The following is a 24298-nucleotide window of genomic DNA, read 5'->3' on the forward strand; positions in this document are numbered from 1 at the left end:
TATGACAGAATGGTTATATGAGTTAGAGATATTCACTATCCGTCAATCACCGATTATTTCTAATTCCTCAGTTTCCTTCTGTTTATCTTCTCAGGCATCCATCCCGAATGAGTGACGGGAATTCCTCTTGAGAAGATGAACAACCTAATTTGAAAACATTGAACCGTGTCCCGTAACATTAAGTTGGCTGGATGCGGTTTTGTGCTTTCTGAAATCTAAGTAAACCAGACTAAGAGTAATTACTAATGAAAGATTTAGCCCATGCTGTAAAAATTGAATCACCCGTTGCAAGTATCAGCCACCTGTTACCTTGTGAGCAACGTACTCATATTGAAAAGTTGTATTTCCCGAAAGTACAGCAAGCCACTGACCGAATGAATAAAGCTGAATTTGAATATCAGGATGCTGTAGAATCTCGTTCAGTGTTGATTAATCAGAAGGTCGCTGAATATCTGGCTAATCCTTCAGAGCGTCACGGATTCATTGTTAAGCAGGTTTACCCGACCAACCAACAGCAGGTGATTCAGTCAATGGCTGAACAGGGCTACATGGTTCACCGTGTATCTGTTGGAATGGTTACCTTTATTCGTATGCCTAAGAACGCTAAAGATAACCCTCTTCAGGAAATTACTGATAAGGCTACAGCAGAGGCTGAATCAACCATTGATAAAATGATTGAACGTCTGAAGGTGAAAGCCTCTGAAGCTGTACACCAGCGAAATGTAATTGTTATTCAAGCCCGTAAAGCTCTGGATTCAATTAAATCATTTGAAAGCTATTTAAACGTGATTGTAACTGACTCTGAAGAGGTAACCGAATAATGAGTATTCCAATGAAAGGACTGTCAAAGCGTGGTAGTTATAATCATCTTACTGACTCAATGGAATACAAATATTTCAACGGTCAAGCAGAGATTAGCGAATCAACTTATAAGCTACTTGCTTCAGGTAATAAGCCTAAACCAAATGTGAAGCCAGCTAAAGCGGTCACCACGTATAAGGTGAAGCCTAAGCCATCGTTTAAACAGCGAAGAGATGCAGCCTTGAAAGAGGCTATTAAACAGATGGTAAGCGGGGGCTGATAAATGGAAGATACGATTAACGCCCCGATTAACTATTACGATTCTAACGGCTGTCTAATTGTTGGTCACAATCTGGTTGGGAAAATCCACCCTCAATTATTTGATAAGTTGGTTCGCCGTTCAAACGATGGTTCAACCCGTTCACAGCAAGCACGAATCACCAGCTACTTAGAAGGACTCTTAAATGGCTAATACTTTCACTAACTCTGATAAGCCGTGTATTCATTGCGGCTCACTTATCCGTTATGTCTCATCGGGTAGTTGTGTGGACTGTTCAAAGACACGCAAGCCACCTAAACCAAAGCCACAGATTGTACGGGTAACCGCTTCAGCAGCAAGAGCGCCATTCCACTCAGAAGGTGGGGATAACAGAAATAACATCATTGTGAAGCTGTCTGATAAGGCTCTTAACCGTCTGGATGAGATTGGTTACTCGTTGGTTAAGAAGTACCGTTTAGCAGGTTACACGCAAGAACGAATCCGAATGATTGCTCTGTCCCATCTGCTTGAAGCCGCTTGACATCAGTGTTTCAGGCTTGCATACTTATTGTGAACATTGGTCATGGTCAGGTTGACGATCGCCTGTTCGAGGTTGCTGACCTCGTAGGCGGCGCGCGCCGGATCGACCACCTGGATGAAGCACACCGCGTCGATGGCGACGTTGGCGTTATCGCGGGAAATCACCTCTTGGGAAGGGATATCCAGCACCTGCTCCATCATGTTGATTTTGCGGCCGATGCGGTCCATGAACGGCACCACCAGGTTCAGCCCCGGCATCAGCGTTTTGGTGTAGCGGCCGAAGCGTTCTACCGTCCATTGGAACCCCTGCGGCACAATTTTGACGCCGGCGAACACCACAATCAGCGCGACGACGATCACGATGGGAATAAAAGTAAGCATGCAAACCTCCTGTCAGACATATGTAAACAGATATTACGTCAGCGCCGGAAAAATGCCTACTGATACCGCGACTTAATCCAGGGCGCTGACGCAACCCGCGAGCGGTGGATCCCGCGTCTGGAACAGAGTGTTGTCACGACAAGTGTGGCACAGCTGAAAAATAAGTATGCCTAAATGGCATGATTTCAATAATTTTTATTCATTTCATGCTGTTGCTCGCCTTGGCTAGAGTAAAAACACCCCCTGTATTTACCGTCAAAAAGTTGTCATTTTTATTTGCGACTATGCTTTTTGAAATGACATTTCGGCCAAGGATTGTTATGGATTCGCTCAGTGTTGATGAACTCGCCCAGAAGAAGGATCGTTGGTATCGCATTGTGGAGGAGATGTTGGCGGAAGCCGGCGTCGCCATCAACGGCCCGCGCGCCTGGGATATCCGGGTGCATAACCCGGCGCTGTTCAAACGCATTTTGCAGGAAGGCTCGCTCGGCTTCGGCGAAAGCTATATGGACGGCTGGTGGGAGTGCGAACGGCTGGACATGCTGTTCACCCGCATTCTGCAGGCCGGCGTCGATGAGCGGCTGCCGAAAAGCCTGAGCGACATCGCGCGCATCGCCTATGCCCGGCTGTTCAATCGCCAATCGCGCAAGCGTGCCTGGCAGGTGGGCAAAGAGCACTACGACATCGGCAACGACCTGTTCCGGGCGATGCTCGATCCTTATATGCAATACTCCTGCGGCTACTGGAAAGAGGCGCAGACGCTGGAGCAGGCGCAGCAGGCCAAGCTCAGGATGATCTGCGAAAAACTGCAGTTGAAACCGGGCATGACGCTGCTGGATATCGGTTGCGGCTGGGGCGGATTGGCGCAGTTTGCGGCGCAAAACTACGGCGTCTCGGTGCACGGCGTGACCATTTCGGCCGAGCAGCAGAAGCTGGCGCAGGAACGCTGCGCCGGGCTGGACGTCGAGATCTTGCTGCAGGATTACCGCGATCTGGATCGTCAGTTTGATCGCATCGTGTCGGTCGGCATGTTCGAGCACGTCGGGCCGAAAAACTACGAGACCTACTTCAGCGTCGCGGCGCGCAACCTGAAGCCCGACGGTCTGTTCCTGTTGCACACTATCGGTTCCAATCAAACCGATCTCAACGTCGACACCTGGATAGACAAATACATCTTCCCCAACGGCTGCCTGCCTTCGGTGCGGCATATCGCCGAGGCCAGCGAAGGGCGTTTCGTGATGGAGGATTGGCACAACTTTGGCGCCGATTACGATCGCACGCTGATGGCCTGGCTGGAGAATTTCAAACGGGCGTGGCCGGATCTGATGGGCAGTTATTCCGAGCGCTTCGAACGCATGTTCACCTATTACCTGAACGCCTGCGCCGGCGCGTTCCGTTCGCGCAACATTCAGCTGTGGCAGGTGTTGTTCAGCCCGGCGGGCGTGGAGGGCGGGGTGCGGGTCTATCGCTAATCCCCGTCATATTTCAAGCTGGCTGCATGTTCGAGCCCTGGTCACTTAGTTATCTAAGTTCCCAGGGCTTCTCACGTTTGCCGCCTGGATGCAGCTTCAAGTGTGACGGATATCAGTACAGCAGAGAGTACAGCTGGCGGCGATATTTAGCGGCCAGCGCGTCGCCGGTGCCGAGCGCGGCCAGAATGTCCATCAGGGTTTTGCGCGCGCTGCCGTTGGCGGCGGCCAGATCTTTCTTCAGATGCCCCATCAGCAGTTCCAGCGCTTCTTCGTTACGCCCGACCTGATGCAGCTGCAGCGCCAGCTGCACCGCCAGTTCGACGTTGTCCGGCTGCTGCTGCACCTGTTGTTGCAGCTGCTGGATTTCCGGCGTGTCCGCCGCCTGCTTCAACAGTTCAATCTGCGCCACCAGGCCCTGATAGCGGGTATCGCGATCCTGCAGCGGGATGGTCGCCAGCACCGCTTCAGCGTCTTCGCTGCGGCTGAGGGCGATCTGGGTTTCGGCCAGCGTCAGGCCGATGTCGCTGCGCTGCTGGCTGCTCTGCCAGGCGTCTTTCAGCAGCGGCAGCGCTTCGGCGGCGTTGCCGGCGGCCAGCAATTCTTGCGCCTGCGCCAGTTTCAGATCTTCTTCCTTCGGCAGGAAACGCTGCAGCAAGTCGCGGATCGCTTCTTCCGGCTGCGGGCCCTGGAAGCCATCGACCGGCTGACCGTCTTTAAACAGGTAGACCGTCGGAATCGAACGCAACCCGAATTGGGAGGCGATCATCTGTTCGGCGTCGCAGTCCACCTTGGCCAGAATGAACTGACCGGCGTATTCCGCCGCCAGCTTGTCCAGCACCGGCGTGAGCTGCAGGCAGTGTTGGCTGCGCTCGGACCAGAAGTAGAACAGCACCGGAATGGACATCGACTGTTCCAGCGTCTGGTGCAGGTTAGTTTCGTTAATATCAACAACAGCTTGAGCTAGCATCTTTTTTCTCTCTGATCGTGCGGAGCCATGGGGTGTAGATGGGGGCGCGCCGCCATTCTTCAACCCCGGCGGGCGAATTAAGCGTTGCTGCGCAGCAGCCAATCCAGGCAGCGGCCCGGCAAAATGCGGCGCAGCACGCTCATGGCGTGCGCCAGCAGGGTCACCGGGTAGCGCAATTTGGCGCGCGGGCTTTCCAGCGCGTGGCGCAATTTGGGCAGAATGGCCTCCGGCGGCAGCGTCAGGCGCTTGGCGATGCCGGGATTGTGCACCGGCTTGTCGCTCTGCGCCTGGTTGACGTTCTGGCTAAAGTGGGTGGAGATCGGCCCCGGTTCGATCAGGCTGACCTGAATGCCGCTGCCGTGCAGCTCCATGCGCAGCGCGTCCGACCAGGCTTCCAGCGCGAACTTGCTGGCGGCGTAGGCGCCGCGCCCGGCGCTGGAAACCAGGCCCATCACCGAACTGGTCTGAATAATGCGCCCTTCGCCGTGCGGCAACATCGCGGGCAACAACAGTTGGGTCAGTTGGTGGGTGCCGAACAGATTGGTGGCGAACTGCCGCTCCAGCTGGCTGCGCGAAATGCGGCTGAGCGGGCCGTAAACGCCGAAACCGCCGTTATTGAACAGGCCGTACAGGCGGCCGTCGGTCAGCGCGATCACCTCGGCGGCGGCGCGCTCGACGCTGGCGCTGTCGTCCAGATCCAGCTCGATGCCTTCCAGCCCGAGCTGGCGCATGTTTTCCACGTCCTGCGGTTTGCGGCAGGCAGCCAGCACCCGGTAGCCGCGGTTGCGCAGATCCTGCGCCGCAATCAAGCCAATCCCGCTGGAACAGCCGGTTATCAATACCGCTTTTTGCATAACTTTACCTAGTGTACGACCCTAATTTAGTGAGACTCATGCTTTACTAGAGGCTCCAGGCGCTCCGCCATCCAGGTGGCGATAAACGGCTGGGCATCCCCATTGGGGTGCAATCCGTCATCCTGCATCCATTCCGGCTTCACCACCACCTGTTCCATATAGAACGGCAGCAGCGGAATGTTGAACTGTTTGGCCAGCGCCGGGTAGACGGCGCTGAACGCTTCAGTATAGCGGCGGCCGTAGTTCGGCGGGATGCGGATCTGCATCAGCAGCGGCTGCGCGCCGGCTTGCTGCACCAACGTGATGATTTGGCCGAGATCGCGCTGTACGTTCTGCGCCGGGAAGCCGCGCAGGCCGTCGTTGGCGCCCAGCTCGATCAGCACCCAGCGCGGCTGATGGTGTTTCAGCAGCGCGGGCAGACGCGCCAGCCCCTGTGCGGCGGTGTCGCCGCTGATGCTGGCGTTGACCAGCTGCGGCGCGCCCGACTTTTTCTGCCACTGTTCGGCCAACAGCGTCGGCCAGGCCCGCTCGATCGGCAGGCGGTAGCCGGCGCTTAAACTGTCGCCCAAAATCAACAAGGTATCGGCGGCGGCAGCGCGTAAACTGAATAATCCCAACAGCAAAAGGAAGGGAAGATGCCAGCGGAAAACGTTCTTGAAGTTCATCATCTTAGTAAACACGTTGGTCAGGGTGAGCATCAGCTCACCATCCTTACCGGAGTCGAGCTGCTTGTCAAACCCGCGCAGACGATCGCCCTGATTGGTGAATCCGGATCGGGGAAATCGACCCTGCTGGGCATTTTGGCCGGGCTGGATGACGGCAGCGAGGGCGAGGTGCGCCTGCTCGGCGAGTCGCTGACCGCACTTGACGAAGAAGGCCGCGCCGCGCTGCGCGCCAGGAACGTCGGCTTCGTGTTTCAGTCGTTCATGCTGGTGCCGACGTTGAACGCGCTGGAAAACGTGCAGCTGCCGGCGCTGTTGCGCGGCGAGAGCGACAGACAGAGCCGCGAGCAGGCGGTGCAACTGCTCGATCAGTTGGGGCTGGGGAAACGGCTCGATCACCTGCCGGCGCAGCTGTCCGGCGGCGAGCAGCAGCGCGTGGCGCTGGCGCGCGCCTTCAGCGGCCGACCGCGGGTGCTGTTCGCCGATGAACCGACCGGCAACCTCGATCGTCAGACCGGCGATCGCATCGCCGACCTGCTGTTTTCCCTCAACCGCGATTTTGACACTACCCTGATCCTGGTGACCCATGACGAAACCCTGGCGGCGCGCTGCCAGCGGCGGCTGCGGCTGCGTGAAGGCAAGCTGTGGGAGGAAGCATGATCTGGCGCTGGTTCTGGCGCGAATGGCGCTCGCCGTCGCTGCTGATCGTTTGGTTGGCGTTGACGCTCTCCGTGGCCTGCGTGCTGGCGCTGGGCAGCATCAGCGATCGCATGGACAAAGGGCTCAGCCAGCAGAGCCGTGACTTTATCGCCGGCGATCGGGTGTTGCGCAGCGCGCATCCGGTGCCGGAAGGCTGGCTGCTGGACGCGCAGCAACAGGGGCTGAAGGTGAGTCGTCAGCTGTCGTTCACCACCATGACCTATGCCGGCGATCGGCCGCAGCTGGCGGACGTGAAAGCCACCGATCTGGCCTATCCGCTGTACGGCAAGCTGGAAACGCGTCCGGCCAACATCCAGCCCGAACCGGGCAGCGTGCTGGTGGCGCCGCGTTTGCTGGCGCTGCTGAACGTGAAAGTGGGGGATTCGCTCGAGGTGGGCGACACCACGCTGCGCATCGCCGGTGAAATCATTCAGGAGCCGGACGCCGGCTTCAACCCGTTCCAGACCGCGCCGCGCATCATGATCAACCTGGCGGACGTCGATAAGACCGGCGCAGTGCAGCCGGGTAGCCGGCTGACCTACCGCTACATGTTCGCCGGTGCCGAGCCGGATATTCAGCGTTACGAAGCGCGGTTGACGCCGCAGTTGACGCCGGATCAGCGCTGGTTCGGGCTACAGGAGTCCGGCAGCGCGCTCGGCAAGTCGCTGCAGCGCTCCCAACAGTTCCTGCTGCTGTCGGCTCTGCTGACGCTGCTGTTGTCGATCGCCGCCGTGGCGGTGGCGATGAGCCACTATTGCCGCAGCCGCTACGATCTGATTGCGGTGCTGAAAACTCTTGGTGCCGGGCGCGGCGCGCTGCGTAAATTGATCGTCGGCCAGTGGCTGGCGGTGATGGCGCTGGCGGCGGTGTGCGGCGGGGCGATCGGGCTGGCGTTCGAAGCGCTGCTGATTCGCCTGCTGAAACCGGTGTTGCCGGCTGCATTGCCCGCCGCCGGCGCCTGGCCGTGGCTGTGGGCGCTCGGCGCGCTGGTGCTGATTTCGCTGCTGGTCGGGTTGCGGCCGTATCGCCAGCTGCTGGCTACCCAGCCGCTGCGGGTGCTGCGCCGCGATGTGGTGGCCAACGTCTGGCCGCTGCGCTACTTCCTGCCGGTGACGGTGGCGATCGTGGTGGCGCTGTTGGTGACGCTGATGGGGGCCAGCACGCTGCTGTGGGCGATCCTGGCGGGTATGGCGGTACTGGCGCTGCTGCTGGGCGGCATCGGCTGGGGCAGCCTGCTGCTGCTGCGCCGCATCACGCTCAAGAGCCTGGCGCTGCGGCTGGCGGTCAACCGCCTGCTGCATCAGCCGTGGGTGACCATCAGCCAGCTGGCGGCGTTCTCGCTGTCGTTCATGCTGCTGGCGCTGCTGTTGGTGCTGCGCGGCGATCTGCTCGAACGCTGGCAGCAACAGCTGCCGCCGGACAGCCCGAACTATTTCCTGCTCAACATGACCGAGGCGCAGGTGCCGCAGGTGAAAACCTTCCTGCAGCAGCACCAGATCAAACCGGAAACCTATTACCCGATCGTCCGGGTGCGCCTGACCGAGATAAACCAGCAGGTGGCGACCGAACGGGTGCATGAAGACGATCCGGGCGGCGAGGCGGTGAACCGTGAGCTGAACCTGACCTGGCTGGCCGAACTGCCGGATCACAATCCGTTGGTGGCGGGCAATTGGCCGCCGAAAAGCGGCGAAGTCTCGATGGATGAAGGTATCGCCGGGCGGCTGAAGATCACGCTGGGCGACACGCTGACCTTCAGCGGCGATACCCAGGCGTTCAGCGCCAAAGTCACCAGCCTGCGCCAGGTGGATTGGGAAAGCCTGAAGCCGAACTTTTACTTTATCTTCCCGCCGGGCGCGCTGGACGGCCAGCCGCAGACCTGGCTCACCAGCTTCCGCTACGACGGCGACGGCCAGATGCTGACCCAGCTCAACCGCCAGTTCCCAACGCTCAGCCTGCTGGACATCGGCGCGATCCTGAAACAGGTCGGCGGCGTGCTGCAACAGGTCAGCCGCGCGCTGGAGGTGATGGTGGTGCTGGTGGTGCTGTGCGGCGGCCTACTGCTGCTGGCACAGGTGCAGGTCGGCATGCGTCAGCGCCGCCAGGAGCTGGTGGTGTACCGCACGCTGGGGGCCGGCAAACGGCTGCTGCGCCGCACGCTGTGGTGCGAGTTCGCCCTGCTGGGGCTGGTGGCGGGCATCGCGGCGGCGGTAGGCGCCGAGGCGGCGCTGTGGCTGCTGCAGAGCCGGGTGTTTGACTTCCCGTGGACGCCGACGCCGGTGCTGTGGTGGGCGCTGCCGCTGGCCAGCGCGCTGCTGCTGTCGCTGTGCGGCGGCTGGCTGGGCGTGCGCCTGCTGCGCGGCCGGGCGCTGTTCCGCAGTTATGAGGGCTGATCTTGCTGTCGCAGGTCCGTTGCCGCCAAGCGTGGCCGGGCCTGCCGTTTTTCTTGGGCGCGTTACTGGTGCTATTCCTCTTCATGCCTACCTTGAGTGAAATCGATTACATTTATGTTGTGTCAATACGGCTACCTTTGATAATCGGTGCAACGGATATCAGGTCGGTTTCGCCTATTTTATGCATTAATTTATAGGGTTATGCATAAATTAAGCGACTTTATCCACCTTGAAAAACAGCATATCCATTTTTAATGGAATGTAACCGTTTTCACTAATGTGATCGCACTCACTTATCTTCGACGCATTGCCTCCTATCATGTCGCACACTGATGACCGTTTTCTCCTGGAGGCTGTATGAGCGATACCGTCAAAGTGACACCGGCGGAGAAAAGCCCGACTCATGTCGGTATGACTTTTTTCGTCTGTTTTTTAGCCGCCTTGGCCGGCCTGCTGTTCGGTCTTGATATCGGCGTGATCGCCGGCGCCCTGCCGTTTATTACCGAGACTTTTCAGATCACCAGCTCTCAGCAGGAGTGGGTGGTCAGCTCAATGATGTTTGGCGCCGCCGTCGGCGCTATCGGCAGCGGCTGGATGAACTTCCGGCTGGGGCGCAAATACAGTTTGATGATCGGCGCTATCCTCTTCGTGGCGGGATCGCTGTGTTCTGCGTTCGCCCCCAACGTGGAGGTGTTGATCGTTTCACGTATTCTGCTGGGATTGGCGGTGGGGATCGCTTCTTATACCGCGCCGATTTATCTTTCTGAAATCGCGCCGGAGAAAATCCGCGGCAGCATGATCTCGATGTATCAATTGATGATCACCATCGGTATTCTGGCCGCTTACCTGTCTGATACGGCATTCAGCTATACCGGTGCCTGGCGCTGGATGTTGGGCGTCATCACCATCCCGGCCGGGCTGTTGTTGGTCGGCGTGTTCTTTTTACCTGACAGCCCGCGGTGGTTGGCCTCGCGCAATCGTCATGAGCAGGCGCGTCAGGTGTTGGAGAAGCTGCGCGACAGCAGTGCCCAGGCGCAGTATGAACTGAATGAAATTCGTGAAAGCCTCAAACTGAAGCAAAGCGGTTGGGCGTTGTTCAAAGGCAATAAAAATTTCCGCCGCGCGGTTTTCCTTGGCATTCTTCTTCAGGTGATGCAGCAGTTCACCGGGATGAACGTCACCATGTATTACGCGCCGAAGATTTTCGGTCTGGCGGGCTTCGCCAGTACGGAACAGCAGATGTGGGGCACGGTGATCGTCGGTCTGGTCAACGTGCTGGCCACCTTTATCGCTATTGGGCTGGTAGACCGCTGGGGCCGCAAGCCCACTTTGATCCTTGGGTTTATCGTGATGGCCGTCGGCATGGGGGCGCTGGGAACCATGATGAACATCGGCATGAACTCGGCGGCGGAGCAATATTTCGCCATCGTCATGCTGCTGATGTTCATCGTCGGCTTTGCCATGAGCGCCGGCCCGCTGATTTGGGTGCTGTGCTCAGAGATCCAGCCATTGAAAGGCCGCGATTTCGGCATCACCTGTTCCACCGCCACTAACTGGATCGCCAATATGATCGTGGGGGCGACATTCCTGACCATGCTGAATTCGTTGGGTAGCGCTCACACCTTTTGGGTCTATGCGGGGCTTAACGTGCTGTTTGTTTTCATCACGCTGGCGCTGATCCCGGAAACGAAAAATATTTCTCTGGAACATATTGAACGCAATCTGATGGCCGGCAAACCGTTGCGCAACATCGGCTCGCGTTGATCTTTGCGGCAAAAAAAAGGTTCAGCCTGGGCTGAACCTTCTTCTTTTCGGCGGTATAAACCGTTAAGCCAGCTTCTGCTGTGCCCAGGCCAGCCCGCTTTGGTATTCACCCGGCAGCAGCGGTGCCAGCGCCTGCAGCGCCTGGCGCAGATCGGCGGCGCTCGGGTCGTTCAGATTGAGGTGGCCGATCTTGCGGCCCGGGCGCACCTCTTTCTCATACCAGTGCAGATGCACCAGCGGCAGCGACAGCCACTGTTCGTTGACGGCGGTGCCGATCAGGTTGACCATCACCGACGGCGTGCTCACCACCGGCTGCGGCAGCGGCAGGCCGAGAATCGCGCGCAGGTGCAGTTCGAACTGGCTGATGGACGCGCCGTTTTGCGTCCAGTGGCCGCTGTTGTGCACGCGCGGCGCCAGTTCGTTGATCAGCAGCCGATCGCCGACGATAAAGCACTCCATCGCCATCACGCCGACGTAGTTCAGCTCGTTCAGGATCGCCGCCAGCATCTGCTCGGCCTGTTGCTGCAGTGCCGGGTTGGGCTGCGGCAGCGCCACGCTGGTGCGCAGGATGCCGTCTTCATGCAGGTTGTGGGTCAGCGGGTAGAATACCGAACGGCCGTCGTGGCCGCGCGCGCCCACCAGCGACACTTCGCCGGAGAAATTGATGCCTTGCTCGACGATGCACTCGCCATAGGCGTCGGCCGGCAGTTCGGCTTCCTGGCCCGGGCGCAAGCGCCATTGGCCGCGGCCGTCATAGCCGCCGACCCGGCGTTTGACGATCGCCAGCTCGCCCAGCGCAGCGAACACCTGCGGCCATTCGGCGGCGCTCGCCAGCAGCTGCCACGGCGCGGTCGCCAGGCCGAGCTGGTCGAGCAGCTGTTTTTGCGTCAGGCGATCCGCCAGACGCGGGAAGATGTCACGGTTGACGAAGGCGCTGTGGGTCGCCAGCTCGCGCGTCAGCGCGGTTTCTGGCCAGCGTTCGATCTCGGCGGTAATGACGCTGTTCTGATACGGCACCGCTTCAGGTTCGGCATCGATGCCGACAGGGTAGACGGCGATGCCCAGCGGTTCGCCGGCCTGGCGCAGCATGCGCCCCAGTTGGCCGTTGCCCAGTACGCAAACCGGCTTCATGCGTCCTCCCGCGGATCGGGGTGGTTCAAGACGTCTTCGGTCTGCGCCTGACGCCAGTCCGCCAAACGCTGCGCCAGCGCGGCGTCGTGCAGCGCCAGGATCTGCATCGCCAGCAGCCCGGCGTTGGCGGCGCCGGCTTTGCCGATCGCCAGCGTGCCCACCGGAATGCCGCGCGGCATCTGTACGATGGAGTACAGGCTGTCTACGCCGCTCAGCGCGGCGCTTTGCACCGGCACACCCAGCACCGGCACCAGGGTTTTCGCCGCCAGCATGCCCGGCAGGTGCGCCGCACCGCCGGCGCCGGCGATGATCACGTCAAAGCCGTTGGTGGCAGCCTGCTCGGCGAAGCTGAACAGCTTGTCCGGCGTGCGGTGAGCGGAAACGACTTCGACATGGAAGGGGACATCGAGCTGGGTCAGGACTTCGGCGGCGAACTGCATGGTGGCCCAGTCACTTTTCGATCCCATTACAATTGCGATTTTAGCCCCGGTAGTGGCGGCTGAAGCGGCGTTGGCTCCCATGGGTGTAAGGCTCCTGTGATTTTTCTGGCGTCGGCTGAGGGCCGAATGAGGGCGTAGAGCATACCATGAGCGCACGGCGAGGAAAACGGTTGCGTCGCTGGTTTTCACCGTCGAAAGCGCGAATTTTTACTCGCGCGCCAGTGCGGAATTCAGAATGGGAATGAGATCAGCTCGACGGCGTCGGCGCTGACTTTGATCATCGATCCTTCGACGTGCCAGGCACCCAGCACCGCGCGATGGGCTTCGCCGTTGCTCAATGCCAGCCGGTGCACCGCCGGGCGATGGGTATGGCCGTGGATCATCCAGTGCACGTCGTGGCGCAGCATGGTTTGCTCGACCGCCTGCGGGTTGACGTCCATGATGGCGTCCGACTTGTACTGGTTGGATTGCTGGCTGCGGGCGCGCATCTTGGCGGCGATCTTCAGTCGCCAGCGCAGCGGCATCGCGAGGAACAGTTTTTGAATCAGCGGGTTGTGCACTTTACGGCGGAATTGCTGATAGGCTTGATCGTCAGTGCACAGGGTGTCGCCGTGCAGGATCAGGATCCTGCGGCCGTACAGCTCCAGCACTTTTTCTTCCGGCAGCAGCTGCATGCCGCTGGCGCGGGCGAAGCGTTTGCCGAGCAGAAAATCGCGGTTGCCGTGGATGAAATAGCAGGGCACGCCGGCCTGTTGCAACGTTTTCAGCGCCGCGGCGATCTCCGCATGCAGCGGCTCGGGATCGTCGTCGCCGATCCAGGCTTCAAACAGGTCGCCGAGGATGTACAGCGCGTCGGCGTGCACCGCTTCGCGCCGTAAAAAACGCAGAAAACCGGCAGTGATTGCCGGTTCCTGTGCGCACAAGTGCAGATCTGCGATGAACAGCGTACTCATGCAGCCGCGATTACTCGCTGACGGTCACGCTGTTGATCACGACGTCTTCTACCGGTACGTCCTGGTGCATGCCGCTGCGGCCGGTTTTCACGCCTTTGATCTTGTTGACCACGTCCATGCCTTCAACCACTTCTGCAAACACGCAGTAGCCCCAACCTTGCGCGTTTTCGCCGCGGAAGTTCAGGAAGTCGTTGTCAGCCACGTTGATGAAGAACTGTGCGGTGGCGGAGTGCGGATCGTTGGTACGTGCCATTGCCAGGGTGCCGATGGTGTTTTTCAGACCGTTGTTGGCTTCGTTCTTGATGGTCGCGTTGGTCGCTTTCTGGTTCATGCCCGGCTCGAAACCGCCGCCCTGGATCATGAAGCCGTTGATCACACGGTGGAAGATGGTGTTGTCGTAGAAACCGGCGCGGCAGTAGTTCAGGAAGTTTTCAACGGTAACCGGCGCTTTGTCAGCAAAGGTCTTGATAACGATATCGCCGTGATTGGTGTGGAAAGTAACCATAGTTTTAATCCTAACAAGGTGAAGTGAGACGTCACGTAAAGCGAGTGAACATTCAGACCGCCCTTATAACATATCCGCCCTAGCGAGTCAGCAGCGGCTCAACCGCGCACTGTCTGTGGTAATTGTGTTTATGTTATATTATAACAATTGCGCTGACCGCCGAATTTTGCGCGTTTTCTTCGCGTGAAGCCAGCAAAGCATGGCCTTAACCTTGCAATAGATCAGGCTTCAGGTTTCAATACGCTACCGGGCGGAAAACCTGAAGCCCGGTTATCTTTTTTGTTATCACGCACACCACGGAATCTCCCGATGCTAAAGATTTTTAATACCCTGAGTCGTCAAAAAGAGGAATTCAAACCCATTCATGCCGGGAAAGTGGGCATGTACGTGTGCGGGGTAACCATTTATGACCTGTGTCACATCGGCCACGGTCGTACCTTTGTCGCTTTCGACGTGGTGGCGCGTTACCTGCGCTATCTCGGCTATTCGCTGAACTACGTGCGCAACGTCACCGACGTAGACGACAAAATCATCCGCCGCGCGGCGGAAAATCATGAGACCTGCGACCAGCTGACCGAACGCATGCTGGCGGAAATGCACGCCGACTTCGACGCGCTGCTGATCGATCGTCCGGATCAAGAGCCGCGCGCGACCCAGCATATCGCCGAGATCATCGAGATCACGCAGCGCCTGATCGATCGCGATCACGCCTATGTGGCCAGCAACGGCGACGTGATGTTCTCCATCGACAGCGATCCGCAATACGGGCTGTTGTCGCGCCAGGATCTGGATCAGCTGCAGGCCGGCGCGCGCGTGGAAATCGACGACGTGAAGCGCAACCCGATGGACTTCGTGCTGTGGAAAATGTCCAAGCCGGGCGAGCCGAGCTGGCAGTCGCCGTGGGGGCCGGGCCGTCCGGGCTGGCATATCGAATGCTCCGCCATGAACTGCAAACAGCTGGGCACCCACTTCGACATCCACGGCGGCGGTTCCGATCTGATGTTCCCGCACCACGAGAACGAGATCGCGCAGTCGAGCTGCGCCCACGACGGCCCGTACGTCAATTACTGGATGCACTCCGGCATGGTGATGATCGACAAAGAGAAGATGTCCAAATCGCTGGATAACTTCTTCACCATCCGCGACGTGCTCGGCCATTACGATGCGGAAACGGTGCGTTACTTCCTGATGTCCGGCCACTATCGCAGCCAGCTGAACTACAGCGAAGAGAACCTCAAGCAGGCGCGCACCGCGCTGGAGCGCCTCTATACCGCGCTGCGCGGCACCGATGCCGACGCCGCACCGGCCGGCGGCGAAGCGTTCGAAGCCCGCTTCCGCGAAGCGATGGACGACGACTTCAATACCCCGGAAGCCTACTCGGCGCTGTTCGATCTGGCGCGCGAGGTTAACCGCCTCAAGGGTGAAGACATGGCGGCGGCCAACGGCATGGCGGCGGAACTGCGCAAGCTGGCGAAAGTGCTCGGCCTGCTGCAGCAGGAGCCGGAGCAGTTCCTGCAAGGGGGCGCTCAGGTTGACGACGGCGAAGTGGCGGAGATTGAAGCGCTGATCAAACAGCGTAACGAAGCGCGTGCCGCCAAAGACTGGGCGCTGGCGGATGCCGCTCGCGATCGGTTGAACGAGATGAACATCGTGCTGGAAGACGGCCCGCAGGGCACCACCTGGCGCCGTAAGTAATCCGGCCGCAGGGAAAAACAAAAAAGGCGCTGAATTCAGCGCCTTTTTCTATGGCAGCGGGTTAGGGTTTAACCATGACCTTGCCGCCGTTGAACTCCACCACCTGATCGGCGACGATCTTGCAGCGCTTGCGGGTTTCGACCTTGCCGTCGACTTTCACCTGCCCTTCAGCGATCACTTCTTTGGCGGCGCCGCCGCTTTCACACCAGCCCTGGAACTTCAGCAGATCGCACAGTTCGACGTGGGGATGATTGTCCAGATTGAAAATTTCCATACTGCCTTACTTATTTAGGTTGAACGTCGTGATATTCCTCGCAGGCCTGCAAGGTATTTTGGATCAGTGTAGCAACGGTCATCGGGCCAACGCCACCCGGCACCGGGGTGATGTAGGCGGCGCGCTCGCTGGCGGCGTCGAAATCAACGTCGCCCACCACTTTACCGCTTTCCAAGCGGTTGATGCCGACGTCCACCACGATGGCGCCCGGTTTGATCCAGTCGCCCGGAATGAAGCCCGGTTTGCCGACCGCCACCACCAGCAGATCGGCGTTTTCGACGTGATGACGCAGATTCTTGGTGAAGCGGTGGGTGACGGTGGTGGTGCAGCCGGCCAGCAGCAGCTCCATGCTCATCGGGCGGCCGACGATGTTGGACGCGCCGACCACCACGGCATTCAGGCCGTAGGTATCGATGTTATAACGCTCCAGCAGGGTAACGATGCCGCGCGGCGTGCACGGGCGCAGCTTAGGCGCGCGCTGGCACAGGCGGCCGACGTTGTACGGGTGGAAGCCGTCGACGTCTTTGTCCGGGTGGATGCGTTCCAGCACCTTGACGTTATCGATGCCGGCCGGCAGCGGCAGCTGCACCAGAATGCCGTCGATTTCTGCGTCGGCGTTCAGCTGGTCGATCAACGCCAGCAGCTCGGCTTCACTGGTGGCAGCGGGCAGGTCGTAGGAGCGGGAAAGGAAGCCGACTTCATCGCAGGCGCGGCGCTTGCTGGCGACGTAAATTTGCGAAGCCGGATTCTCGCCGACCAACACAACCGCCAGCCCTGGGGCGCGCTTGCCGGCCGCCAGACGTTGTTTCACTTGCTCAGCCACTTCGTTTCTAACCTGCTGCGCAATCGTTTTACCATCAATAATCTTTGCTGACATCAGTGTGGAAATCCATCAATTAAGAAAAGCGGGGATGCCGCTATTCTGGCAGAAGCTGAGCGCGCTGTCAGGCGCAGAATCACCCTCGCCGCCGTTGCCGACGGCGATTTACGCTTTTTTTATATCGGCCTCAGGATCCTCTACGCCATTTTTACCTGCATTTGCATACGCTGGGGCCATACACAGGGCGAAAGAGGGCAGGATCATGAGAGCGATAACCCGGCTTTATCCGTTGCATCATCAACCTGATCAGCAACCGGCGGAGCCTAAACACGTAGGGGAGACGGTGTTCGATTCTTCACGGCATCCGGCGGGCAGTGCGCAACTCACCGCGCTGCATCAGCTCGGCCAGCACCAGGCAGCGCCGTCGTGGCGGGCGCGCCTGAGCGCGCTGTGGCGGAAGCTGTGCGCATGAACGGCAGCGCATGGGGAGGTTGCGCGCTATTGCTGGCTTGGGCGCCGTGGAGCCAGGCATCCTTAAACAGCGCACGCCCTGACTCCGCATTGGGGGAAAGGGGGGAAGCGACCTGCAATATGCAGGTGGTTGAGCATGCCGATTGGGGGGATATTGCCGCAGTGGTACAGTCTACGCGCCTTTGTCTGCGGCGGGGCGGTGGGCGGCAAGAGGCTGAGCGCACACCAGGCGATACCGCGGTCGGCCTGGCGCACCGTAACATAGCGCGGGCGCTGGCGGAAAAAACGCCATAAAGCGCCGTCGCCGCCGTAACGTCATGAAAAGGCATTGACTCGCTAACCTCTGACCGTATAATCGCAACCCGCAACCACAGGTTGCCGCATCTCAATGCGCCCTTAGCTCAGTTGGATAGAGCAACGGCCTTCTAAGCCGTAGGTCATAGGTTCGAATCCTATAGGGCGTGCCATTACTTCCTTGATTTTCTTCCCCCCGACTTGTTCCCGCAAAAATTCGACTGCGTAATCCATACTCTCGTTGGCTCGCCATTGAGCGCCATGCTATGTTCGTTCGCTAACTTTTAGTCAGTGGCAGAGAGCAACATGCAAAGCTTATTCGTTTACGGCACCCTGGGGCCGGGCAGACCCAACGCGCACATTATGGAAGCCATCGGCGGCAGCTGGGAAGAAGGCAGCGTCGGCGGATCGCTGCTTAACGAAGGCTGGGGCGCCGAGATGGGCTACCCAGGCATCGTGTTGGATAACAGCGGCAATCGGGTGAACGGTTTTCTGTTCCGTTCAGCTAATCTCGTCAACCACTGGCCGACTCTCGATGCGTTCGAAGGTGAGGGGTATGAACGGGTGGCGGTCAGCGTCTCCACCGCCGGCGGCGAAACCGTCGATTCGTTTATCTACATGTTGAAGAAATGAGATGAAGCCGCCTCGCCGAGTGAGTGCGAGGCGCTTGACCCGCCGGCAATTGAACTTTCGTTTATTTTGCCGCGCTACAATAGGCGAAAATTTCCCCATGGAGCCTATCGTGCGCAAATCCAGATTCCTGCTCGTGACCTTGCTGTGCCTGTGCGCCGCCGCCGTGCTGTACGTCATGGCTTACCGGGCGTTGGGGCATTACCTCAGCGACGGGGAGAAAGCCTACCCGGATATCAGCGTTGAAATCCGCTGAGGGCCGTGCGGCGCCGCGGTGATTGCACCGACTTTTTCGCACTGATTTACCCGCCATTTACCCGCCGTCGGCAATGATGACGCTGCGTCTCCACACGGTGTGGTTCTCTTGGGCGGAATGCCGTTATGTCACTGCAGCAGGTATCGAATGTTTCTTTGAGCAACAACGGCTTAAAGGGCATCGGTTACAAACATTACGCGTTGGCGATCGTGGCGTTTTCGGCGATCGTGCGATTTATTTCCTTATCAGATCGGTATTTTTGGTGCGATGAAGCCTCCAGCGTGCTGACCAGCCGTTACGATGTGGGCGCTTTGCTGTACCACGCTTCCTTCGATGTTCACCCGCCGCTTTATTACCTGCTGCTGCATGGCTGGATGGCGCTGTTTGGCGACGGCATTCTGGCGGCCCGCTCGCTGAGCCTGGTGTTCGGCGTGGCGACGGTGGCGCTGGCGATGCGTTTTACCCGTTGGTTGACCAATGAGCGGGCGGCGCTGATAGCGGGGTGGCTGATGGCAATCATGCCGATGGCGGTGCGTTACAGCCAGGAGGCGCGCATGTACGCGCTGATGGGGATGCTGGCGATCGCCGCCGCCATGGCGTTGGCGAAGTGGCTGAAAACGCCGGATAACCACCGTTACCTGGCGCTGTATGCGTTATTGATGACGCTGAGCTTTTATACCCACTACTTCACGATTTTTACGCTGATCGCTCACTGGCTGGTGCTGCTGGCGCTGTCGTGCCGCCGCGAAGGCGTACGTTACATCAAGCAGCCGGCGTGGTGGCTGGCCAATGTGGCGATCGGGGTGGCCTACATTCCCTGGCTGCTGGTGCTGTTCAATCTGCTGGCGCATATCGCCGAGCTGCGGGTCGGCGGCGACGTCGGTTGGATCCCTCAGGTTTCCTGGGGCGATCTGCCGGCGATGTATTGGCGTTTTCTCACTGGGCATGATGGCAGCAATTATCCGACGGTCATTCTCTGGCTGCTGCCGGCGATGTTTATCGCCTTATGTTCATTGCTACTGTGGCGGCGGGAGACGCCGAGAACATTCTCGCTGCTGCTGCTCGGCGGCATTCTGATCCCGGTGACGTTGGTATTCGCCATTTCCTGGCGCTCGCCGCTGTTTGTCGATCGCTACCTCTATTCGGCCGCGCTGGGCATTCCGCTGGTGTTGGGCGTGCTGATCGCCGGCACGAAAAGCCGGGTGCGCGGGATTTCTTTGCTGCTGTTCTTCAGTTTGCTGTTCGGCTGCGGCGTGCGTAACGATTACCCGGTCGAGAAAGATGAGTTCAAAGTGATGGTGCACTACATCAACAGTCTCTATCAGCCTAACGATGCAGTGGTGGTCAGCAACATGTTCAACTACCTGAGCTATGTGTATTACAACAAGCAGGGCTATCGCGCCCTGTTGTATACCCCGGCCAGGCCCAACGGCATTTCGGGCAAGCCCAATGCCTATGGTTTCGGCACCTTTTTCCACGATCGGGCGGCGCAGACTTACGTCGATAATCTCAGCGCGTTAGCGAAAGGCCATCGCCGGGTCTGGCTGGTCAGCGGCGGCGATTTCAATCAGGACTTCGGCCGTTCGCCGCCCGGGTGGGTCAATACCGGCACCTTCAAGAGCGTCGGCTTTGAGTCGCGCCTGTTCGTGGTGCGTTGAGCAAAATGTCATATTTCCCATTCGGCGTTACATCTGGCCGAGCAAACTTACGCGGGGATGACAGTTCTATACATTGGGATTGGTACTGTAGCTCTACCCGATGATGTTGTGTGTTATCCATTCCCTGTAGTGTATTACCCCATCCCTGTTAAGTTTATCCCGCCTTGTGCGGGATTTTTTTTATCTGCGCATACCCGGCGGTGCGTAACGCGATTTTTTTGAATATCACCGTCAGTTTTATTCGGTATTCAGCCGCTGCGCGCTTGATTAGATTGAACGCGAGAGGGGGCGCCGTCGGTGCCTTTGTGCAATGAGTGGAGAATTTCTATGGCGAAGACAGTAGTGGTGTTTCATTCCGGCTACGGCCATACCGAGCGTTTGGCGAAAGTCGTGGCGGAAGGTGCGGGGGCGGAACTGATCGCCATCGATCAGAACGGTGACATCAGCGACGAAGCCTGGCAGACGTTGGATGAGGCGGACTCCATCATCTTTGGCTCGCCGACCTATATGGGCGGCCCATCCTGGCAGTTCAAGAAATTCGCCGACGCGAGCTCCAAAGCCTGGTTCGGCCGCAAGTGGCAGGACAAAGTGTTCGGCGGCTTTACCAACAGCGCCAGCCTGAACGGCGATAAGCAGGTCACGTTGATCGCACTGCAGACGCTGGCTTCGCAACATGGCGGCCTGTGGGTCAGTCTGGGGCTGCTGCCGGCCAACACCAAATCGGCGCAGCGTACCGACGTCAATAACCTGGGCGGTTCGGTGGGGCTGCTGGTGCAGACCCCGGCGGATGCCGGCGTGGATGAGATGTTGTCGGGCGATCTGGCGACCGCCAAGCTCTATGGCCAGCGCGTAGCGGGCTTTGCCGCCAAACTGGCGTAAGGCCTTACCGTGTAGATGGGGTGGCGGTGCGGTTGAACGGATGCCGCGTTCATTTTCTCTGCACAATTGGCGTGTAGGCTGCGAAATGTTATTAGCCTGCTTGGGCTAACACTGCATTTCGTACAAATATTCCCGGTTCCTAGGCCGGGTTTTTTGTTGCTAAGGTCTGCTTAAGCTTTCACCGCTATACTGCGTGGCAACACGGGCATGCAAGGCATGGCCGTGTTGTAACTGTCGATTTGCTGTTGTTCAAGCAAGCCCGCTTCATGCGGGCTTTTTTTGGGTTGTTATTGCACGGGCGGCCCAGTTGCAGGAAAATAATCGCGCAGTTATTCAAACATCATTCAACGACCAATAACCACAAGCTTATTAATGTAATTGACGCCGTCGGCGACCTATTACGCTATGCGCTATGCTGACAGCAGAGTAGCCATTATTTGCTGACGCTACGCGGGTGTGCCCGCCGCAGCCGAACGGGGCTAAGAAAAGTCTGTTAATTAAATGTTAACGTTTTTTATTATTGATTTGTCTGGCTTTTTTGGTTGAAATCCGGGTTGACTATCCCTCACTGGCCGGGCGAGAGAGTATGCACATTATTATTCTGGTTATTAGCAAAATATGGGCAAGGCGATGAACGCCAGAATAAACGCCAGGCATGGCCTGCCGCTAACGGTTCAGCTGATCAATCTTTTCATGCTGGCTTTTTTGCTTTCCCTGGTGGGTATTCTTAGCCGGCCGATTGGCTCGCTTTCCTTATTTTGGCCAGTGAATGCGATTCTGCTCGGTTTGCTGCTGCGCAAACCCATTTACGGCACGCCGCTCGGCTGGCTTACCACCTATCTGGGCATGGTCGCCGCCGATCTCAGCACCGGCGAAGGTTGGTCTCTGGCGCTGTGGCTGAACGCCTGCAACATGTCGCTGATCGCCGTCGGTTACGGCATCATGCTGATGCTGCCACAATCTCAACGGCGCATGGGCAAGCCCCAGGCGATACTCTATATGTTCAGCGCCAGTTTGGCCGGCGCGGCGGTGGCGTCGACGCTGTCGGTGCTGCGTAATGATAGCCTCTATAACAACACGGTGGTGATCGCCTGGCTGGCTTGGTTCAGTGAGCAATTCTCGACGACCTTGCTGCTGTTGCCGGTGCTGATGGCGGCGCCGCGGCTGAAGCAACTGCTGCGCATGCAGGTACGTTGGCGCCTGAAAGGCTGCCTGCCGTTGCTGGCGTTGCTGCTGTCGCTGGCGTTCAGCGTCTATATCGGCGGGCCGGGAGCCATCGCCTTCCCGATCCCGGCGCTGCTGTGGTGCGCGGTACGCTACCCGCTGTTCCCCGTGACGTTGCTGACGCTGTTGACCGGCATGACCGAGATCAGCAGCATTTCTGCCAACCTGGTGCTTTATGAAACGCCGAACAACCACAACGCCTTCCTCGATACCCTGATGTCCGCCCGATTGGGCATCGCCATGCTGGTGATGGGGCCGCTGATCCTCGCCAGCTCCATCGCCGCCAACCGCAAGCTGATGCGACGTCTGGAGCACAGTGCCAACCACGATTTTCTGACCGGGGTGCTGGCGCGCAGCGCGATGACCCGCAAAGCGGGCGAGTTGCTGGAGCATAAACACCGTTCCAAAGAGGCGGTGTCGCTGCTGCTGATCGACATTGATCATTTCAAGCAGATCAACGATACGCACGGTCACAGCGCCGGCGATCAGGTTTTGGCGTCGTTCGCGCACATCGTGCGGCGCGAGCTGCGTCACGATCAGCTGTTCGGCCGCTTGGGCGGGGAAGAGTTTGCTATCATGCTGCCGCGCGCGCTGGCGGCGCAGGGCGTGGCGCTGGGGGAACATTTGCGCCGGCTGGTGGAGCAGACGGAGCTGCAGGCGGAAGGCAAGCAGACGTTGAAAATCACCATCAGCGTCGGCGTCGCCAGCCTGGCGATGAATGAGGTGAAATCGTTGGAACAGCTGATGAATATGGCGGATATCGCGCTGTATCGCGCCAAATCGCAGGGGCGTAATCGGGTGGAGTCGTTCAACGTGATCAACGGCAACAGCGTCGAGCATATCCTGTTCCGTTAACCGTTTTCAGCCTTGCCTGGGCTCGAAGCGGGTTTCGCAATTAGGGCAAATCAGTATCACATCTTGCAGCATTGCTGCGCATTTTTGCCGGGTAACATAGCCGCATTTAGGGCAGACGATTTGGGGGGAGCGGTTGATAAAACCTTTGACGCTGCTGGAATCGGACATATCAATAGCCTGTGTCAGGTGAAAACTCACGCTAACACAGGCAACGACACATTTCGTTGGTTATTTTCCGTACGCAGATATTTACAGGCTTTTCAGCGCCTTGATGGTTTCATCCATATCGATCTCGTGCTCGGAGAAGGTATGGGTGGTGTTCTGGAAGGTGGTAATGGTCAGCATGCGCAGCGTTTGCATGGTCTGCGCCTGATCTTCGGACTGTGGGCGAATGCGGTTCATCAGCAGGCCAACCGACAGCACGGTGTTCTCTTTATCCACGTCGGCTTTGACCGGCACTTCCTTGGTGAAGGTATTAAAAGACTTGATGCTGGTGATCTTGATTCTTTCATTGGCGATGATGATGTATTTGCTGGGCGCCAACACTTTTACCGCATAAGCCGACGGGCCTTTGGTGTTGTTGGTTGGCTCGAAGGTGACCGCCGCGTTTTTCTTAATCAGCTCCGGGTTCTGCACTTTAATCACGTGAAAATAACGATTTTCTCCGTTCTCGTCGGTAATAAAGCCGAAGCCTTTGTCTTCAAAAAAAGTCGTTATCTTGCCGTTCATCGCTATTCTCACAAAAGGGTTCAATACAGCGCTTATGATAGCGCGGAATGCCTTGCAGCGACAGATTGCGCGGGCGGCATTTAGTCATGCGATAACGGCATTTAGCGGCTTCCTGGCCACATGCTATGTTCATGCTGACTTCATTCAATGCGAAAAAGGAATATCGATGGGCATCAAACGTCTCAATCACGCCGTGCTGTATGTCAGCGATGTGCGGCAGAGCGCCGACTTTTATCATCAGGTCTTGGGCTTCAAGCTGAAGCCGTCCGACAGCCCCGATCGCGCGGTATTTACCCAGGCCGCCGATTCGGAAAACGATCACGATTTGGCGCTGTTCAGCAAGAATCTGGGCCAGCAGCGCGCCGGGGTGTTTCGCGCCAACAACGAGCCGCCGGCGGAGCATGAGCCACCGGCCGGGCTGTACCATCTGGCCTGGGAAGTGGACAGTCTGGAAGAGCTGGAGCGCATTCGTCACCAGTTGGCCGAACGCGGTATTCTCGGGCTGGAAGAGGATCATGGCGTGCACAAAAGCATTTATGGTCACGATCCGGACGGGCTGCTGTTCGAGGTGACCTGGTTTATTCCGCCGGCGTTGCTGACCGACGAGGATAAAAACCAGCAGGGGATCCGCCCGCTGGATTTCGCCGCCGAGAAGCGGCGTTTCGCCGGCCTATAAGCGGCTCAGGTGCGGGGCG

The 24298-nt window shown here is 58.4% G+C and carries 28 protein-coding genes, 1 tRNA gene and 1 pseudogene; 18 read left to right on the plus strand and 12 right to left on the minus strand.

The features are described 5' to 3' along the window. The first annotated feature begins 245 nt into the window (after nucleotides 1–245). From ACJ8IL_RS04080 to ACJ8IL_RS04095, 4 genes are read left to right on the plus strand one after another with little or no spacing between them, the layout of a single operon-like run. Complete coding sequence (locus ACJ8IL_RS04080; RefSeq protein WP_442516353.1) at nucleotides 246–821, plus strand: hypothetical protein; 576 nt, start codon at nucleotides 246–248, stop codon at nucleotides 819–821. Next, the gene (locus ACJ8IL_RS04085) at nucleotides 821–1081 is read left to right on the plus strand and encodes a hypothetical protein (RefSeq protein WP_442516354.1); all 261 of its coding nucleotides are present in this window, start codon (nucleotides 821–823) and stop codon (nucleotides 1079–1081) included. The genes ACJ8IL_RS04080 and ACJ8IL_RS04085 overlap by 1 nt, the downstream gene beginning before the upstream one ends. A gap of 3 nt (nucleotides 1082–1084) precedes the next feature. Beyond that, nucleotides 1085–1273, plus strand: coding sequence for a hypothetical protein (locus ACJ8IL_RS04090; protein ID WP_442516355.1), 189 nt, complete (start codon nucleotides 1085–1087; stop codon nucleotides 1271–1273). Further along, complete coding sequence (locus ACJ8IL_RS04095; protein ID WP_442516356.1) at nucleotides 1266–1601, plus strand: hypothetical protein; 336 nt, start codon at nucleotides 1266–1268, stop codon at nucleotides 1599–1601. The genes ACJ8IL_RS04090 and ACJ8IL_RS04095 overlap by 8 nt, the downstream gene beginning before the upstream one ends. An 8-nt stretch (nucleotides 1602–1609) precedes the next feature. Here the strand turns inward: ACJ8IL_RS04095 and ACJ8IL_RS04100 are convergent. Further along, a pseudogene (locus tag ACJ8IL_RS04100) lies at nucleotides 1610–1981 on the minus strand (SPFH domain-containing protein); the annotation flags it as partial. A gap of 320 nt (nucleotides 1982–2301) precedes the next feature. Here ACJ8IL_RS04100 and cfa point away from each other — a divergent pair. After that, entirely contained in the window at nucleotides 2302–3453 is a 1152-nt protein-coding gene (gene cfa, locus ACJ8IL_RS04105) for a cyclopropane fatty acyl phospholipid synthase (RefSeq protein ID WP_197811109.1), read from the plus strand. 112 nt (nucleotides 3454–3565) lie between these two features. On the opposite strand, the gene ACJ8IL_RS04110 is transcribed toward cfa, so the two are convergent. The 3 genes from ACJ8IL_RS04110 to tesA all read right to left on the minus strand — a co-directional run bounded on the left by ACJ8IL_RS04110 (nucleotide 3566) and on the right by tesA (nucleotide 5939). Further along, the gene (locus tag ACJ8IL_RS04110) at nucleotides 3566–4420 is read right to left on the minus strand and encodes a co-chaperone YbbN (RefSeq protein ID WP_025301810.1); all 855 of its coding nucleotides are present in this window, start codon (nucleotides 4418–4420) and stop codon (nucleotides 3566–3568) included. Between the two features lie 77 nt (nucleotides 4421–4497). Further along, nucleotides 4498–5274, minus strand: coding sequence for an SDR family oxidoreductase (locus ACJ8IL_RS04115; RefSeq protein WP_004940195.1), 777 nt, complete (start codon nucleotides 5272–5274; stop codon nucleotides 4498–4500). Nucleotides 5275–5300: 26 nt separating this feature from the next. Further along, nucleotides 5301–5939, minus strand: a complete 639-nt coding sequence (tesA, locus tag ACJ8IL_RS04120; protein WP_170311436.1) for a multifunctional acyl-CoA thioesterase I/protease I/lysophospholipase L1 — start codon at nucleotides 5937–5939, stop codon at nucleotides 5301–5303. On the opposite strand from tesA, the gene ybbA reads away from it, so the two are divergent. The 3 genes from ybbA (at nucleotide 5910) to ACJ8IL_RS04135 (ending at nucleotide 10789) form a co-directional block, all read left to right on the plus strand. Continuing rightward, nucleotides 5910–6596, plus strand: a complete 687-nt coding sequence (ybbA, locus tag ACJ8IL_RS04125) for a putative ABC transporter ATP-binding protein YbbA (RefSeq protein WP_025301812.1) — start codon at nucleotides 5910–5912, stop codon at nucleotides 6594–6596. The genes tesA and ybbA overlap by 30 nt on opposite strands. Further along, nucleotides 6593–9025 carry a putative ABC transporter permease subunit YbbP gene (ybbP, locus tag ACJ8IL_RS04130; protein ID WP_025301813.1) on the plus strand — a complete coding sequence of 811 codons (2433 nt, stop codon included), beginning with the start codon at nucleotides 6593–6595 and terminating at the stop codon, nucleotides 9023–9025. The genes ybbA and ybbP overlap by 4 nt, the downstream gene beginning before the upstream one ends. 357 nt (nucleotides 9026–9382) lie before the next feature. Continuing rightward, nucleotides 9383–10789, plus strand: coding sequence for a sugar porter family MFS transporter (locus ACJ8IL_RS04135; RefSeq protein WP_043135713.1), 1407 nt, complete (start codon nucleotides 9383–9385; stop codon nucleotides 10787–10789). 63 nt (nucleotides 10790–10852) lie between these two features. Here ACJ8IL_RS04135 and purK read toward each other — a convergent pair whose 3' ends face one another. The 4 genes from purK to ppiB all read right to left on the minus strand — a co-directional run bounded on the left by purK (nucleotide 10853) and on the right by ppiB (nucleotide 13818). Next, the gene (gene purK, locus ACJ8IL_RS04140; protein ID WP_442516357.1) at nucleotides 10853–11920 is read right to left on the minus strand and encodes a 5-(carboxyamino)imidazole ribonucleotide synthase; all 1068 of its coding nucleotides are present in this window, start codon (nucleotides 11918–11920) and stop codon (nucleotides 10853–10855) included. Beyond that, entirely contained in the window at nucleotides 11917–12441 is a 525-nt protein-coding gene (gene purE, locus ACJ8IL_RS04145) for a 5-(carboxyamino)imidazole ribonucleotide mutase (RefSeq protein WP_197770457.1), read from the minus strand. Before purE ends, purK begins: the two co-directional genes overlap by 4 nt. Nucleotides 12442–12590: 149 nt before the next feature. After that, complete coding sequence (locus ACJ8IL_RS04150; RefSeq protein ID WP_043135719.1) at nucleotides 12591–13313, minus strand: UDP-2,3-diacylglucosamine diphosphatase; 723 nt, start codon at nucleotides 13311–13313, stop codon at nucleotides 12591–12593. A 10-nt stretch (nucleotides 13314–13323) separates the two neighbouring features. Beyond that, nucleotides 13324–13818, minus strand: coding sequence for a peptidylprolyl isomerase B (gene ppiB / locus ACJ8IL_RS04155; protein ID WP_025301816.1), 495 nt, complete (start codon nucleotides 13816–13818; stop codon nucleotides 13324–13326). A 309-nt stretch (nucleotides 13819–14127) separates the two neighbouring features. On the opposite strand from ppiB, the gene cysS reads away from it, so the two are divergent. After that, on the plus strand, nucleotides 14128–15513 hold the full coding sequence (gene cysS, locus ACJ8IL_RS04160; protein WP_033637393.1) for a cysteine--tRNA ligase: 1386 nt from the start codon (nucleotides 14128–14130) through the stop codon (nucleotides 15511–15513). Nucleotides 15514–15574: 61 nt separating this feature from the next. Here the strand turns inward: cysS and ybcJ are convergent, their stop codons facing one another. Both ybcJ and folD read right to left on the minus strand, forming a co-directional pair. After that, nucleotides 15575–15787 carry a ribosome-associated protein YbcJ gene (gene ybcJ / locus ACJ8IL_RS04165; RefSeq protein WP_033637394.1) on the minus strand — a complete coding sequence of 71 codons (213 nt, stop codon included), beginning with the start codon at nucleotides 15785–15787 and terminating at the stop codon, nucleotides 15575–15577. A gap of 10 nt (nucleotides 15788–15797) precedes the next feature. Then, a complete protein-coding gene (gene folD, locus ACJ8IL_RS04170) occupies nucleotides 15798–16664 on the minus strand; it encodes a bifunctional methylenetetrahydrofolate dehydrogenase/methenyltetrahydrofolate cyclohydrolase FolD (protein ID WP_016928798.1) in 867 nt (288 codons plus the stop codon). Nucleotides 16665–16869: 205 nt separating this feature from the next. Between folD and ACJ8IL_RS04175 the strand changes: the two genes are divergently transcribed. The 8 genes from ACJ8IL_RS04175 (at nucleotide 16870) to ACJ8IL_RS04210 (ending at nucleotide 22874) form a co-directional block, all read left to right on the plus strand. Beyond that, a complete protein-coding gene (locus tag ACJ8IL_RS04175; RefSeq protein WP_025301819.1) occupies nucleotides 16870–17079 on the plus strand; it encodes a hypothetical protein in 210 nt (69 codons plus the stop codon). Next, on the plus strand, nucleotides 17076–17372 hold the full coding sequence (locus tag ACJ8IL_RS04180; protein WP_043135724.1) for a hypothetical protein: 297 nt from the start codon (nucleotides 17076–17078) through the stop codon (nucleotides 17370–17372). Before ACJ8IL_RS04175 ends, ACJ8IL_RS04180 begins: the two co-directional genes overlap by 4 nt. Before the next feature lie 96 nt (nucleotides 17373–17468). Beyond that, a tRNA-Arg gene (locus ACJ8IL_RS04185) sits at nucleotides 17469–17545 on the plus strand. A gap of 133 nt (nucleotides 17546–17678) precedes the next feature. Beyond that, complete coding sequence (locus ACJ8IL_RS04190) at nucleotides 17679–18005, plus strand: gamma-glutamylcyclotransferase family protein (protein ID WP_049206185.1); 327 nt, start codon at nucleotides 17679–17681, stop codon at nucleotides 18003–18005. Nucleotides 18006–18114: 109 nt separating this feature from the next. Next, nucleotides 18115–18258, plus strand: coding sequence for a hypothetical protein (locus ACJ8IL_RS04195; protein ID WP_016928795.1), 144 nt, complete (start codon nucleotides 18115–18117; stop codon nucleotides 18256–18258). 125 nt (nucleotides 18259–18383) lie between these two features. Continuing rightward, on the plus strand, nucleotides 18384–19916 hold the full coding sequence (locus tag ACJ8IL_RS04200; protein ID WP_442516358.1) for a glycosyltransferase family 39 protein: 1533 nt from the start codon (nucleotides 18384–18386) through the stop codon (nucleotides 19914–19916). 327 nt (nucleotides 19917–20243) lie between these two features. After that, complete coding sequence (locus tag ACJ8IL_RS04205) at nucleotides 20244–20795, plus strand: flavodoxin family protein (protein ID WP_442516359.1); 552 nt, start codon at nucleotides 20244–20246, stop codon at nucleotides 20793–20795. A gap of 630 nt (nucleotides 20796–21425) precedes the next feature. Continuing rightward, nucleotides 21426–22874 carry a GGDEF domain-containing protein gene (locus tag ACJ8IL_RS04210; RefSeq protein WP_038628979.1) on the plus strand — a complete coding sequence of 483 codons (1449 nt, stop codon included), beginning with the start codon at nucleotides 21426–21428 and terminating at the stop codon, nucleotides 22872–22874. Between the two features lie 6 nt (nucleotides 22875–22880). Here ACJ8IL_RS04210 and ACJ8IL_RS04215 read toward each other — a convergent pair whose 3' ends face one another. Then, a complete protein-coding gene (locus ACJ8IL_RS04215; RefSeq protein WP_243756525.1) occupies nucleotides 22881–23042 on the minus strand; it encodes a YnfU family zinc-binding protein in 162 nt (53 codons plus the stop codon). Nucleotides 23043–23123: 81 nt separating this feature from the next. Next, nucleotides 23124–23603, minus strand: coding sequence for a cold-shock protein (locus tag ACJ8IL_RS04220; protein ID WP_025301823.1), 480 nt, complete (start codon nucleotides 23601–23603; stop codon nucleotides 23124–23126). A 166-nt stretch (nucleotides 23604–23769) separates the two neighbouring features. On the opposite strand from ACJ8IL_RS04220, the gene ACJ8IL_RS04225 reads away from it, so the two are divergent. Continuing rightward, entirely contained in the window at nucleotides 23770–24279 is a 510-nt protein-coding gene (locus ACJ8IL_RS04225; protein ID WP_043135732.1) for a VOC family protein, read from the plus strand. Nucleotides 24280–24298 lie beyond the last annotated feature (19 nt).

Origin of the sequence: Serratia sp. CY47444 (assembly GCF_052168635.1) — a bacterium.
Taxonomy (GTDB): domain Bacteria; phylum Pseudomonadota; class Gammaproteobacteria; order Enterobacterales; family Enterobacteriaceae; genus Serratia; species Serratia bockelmannii.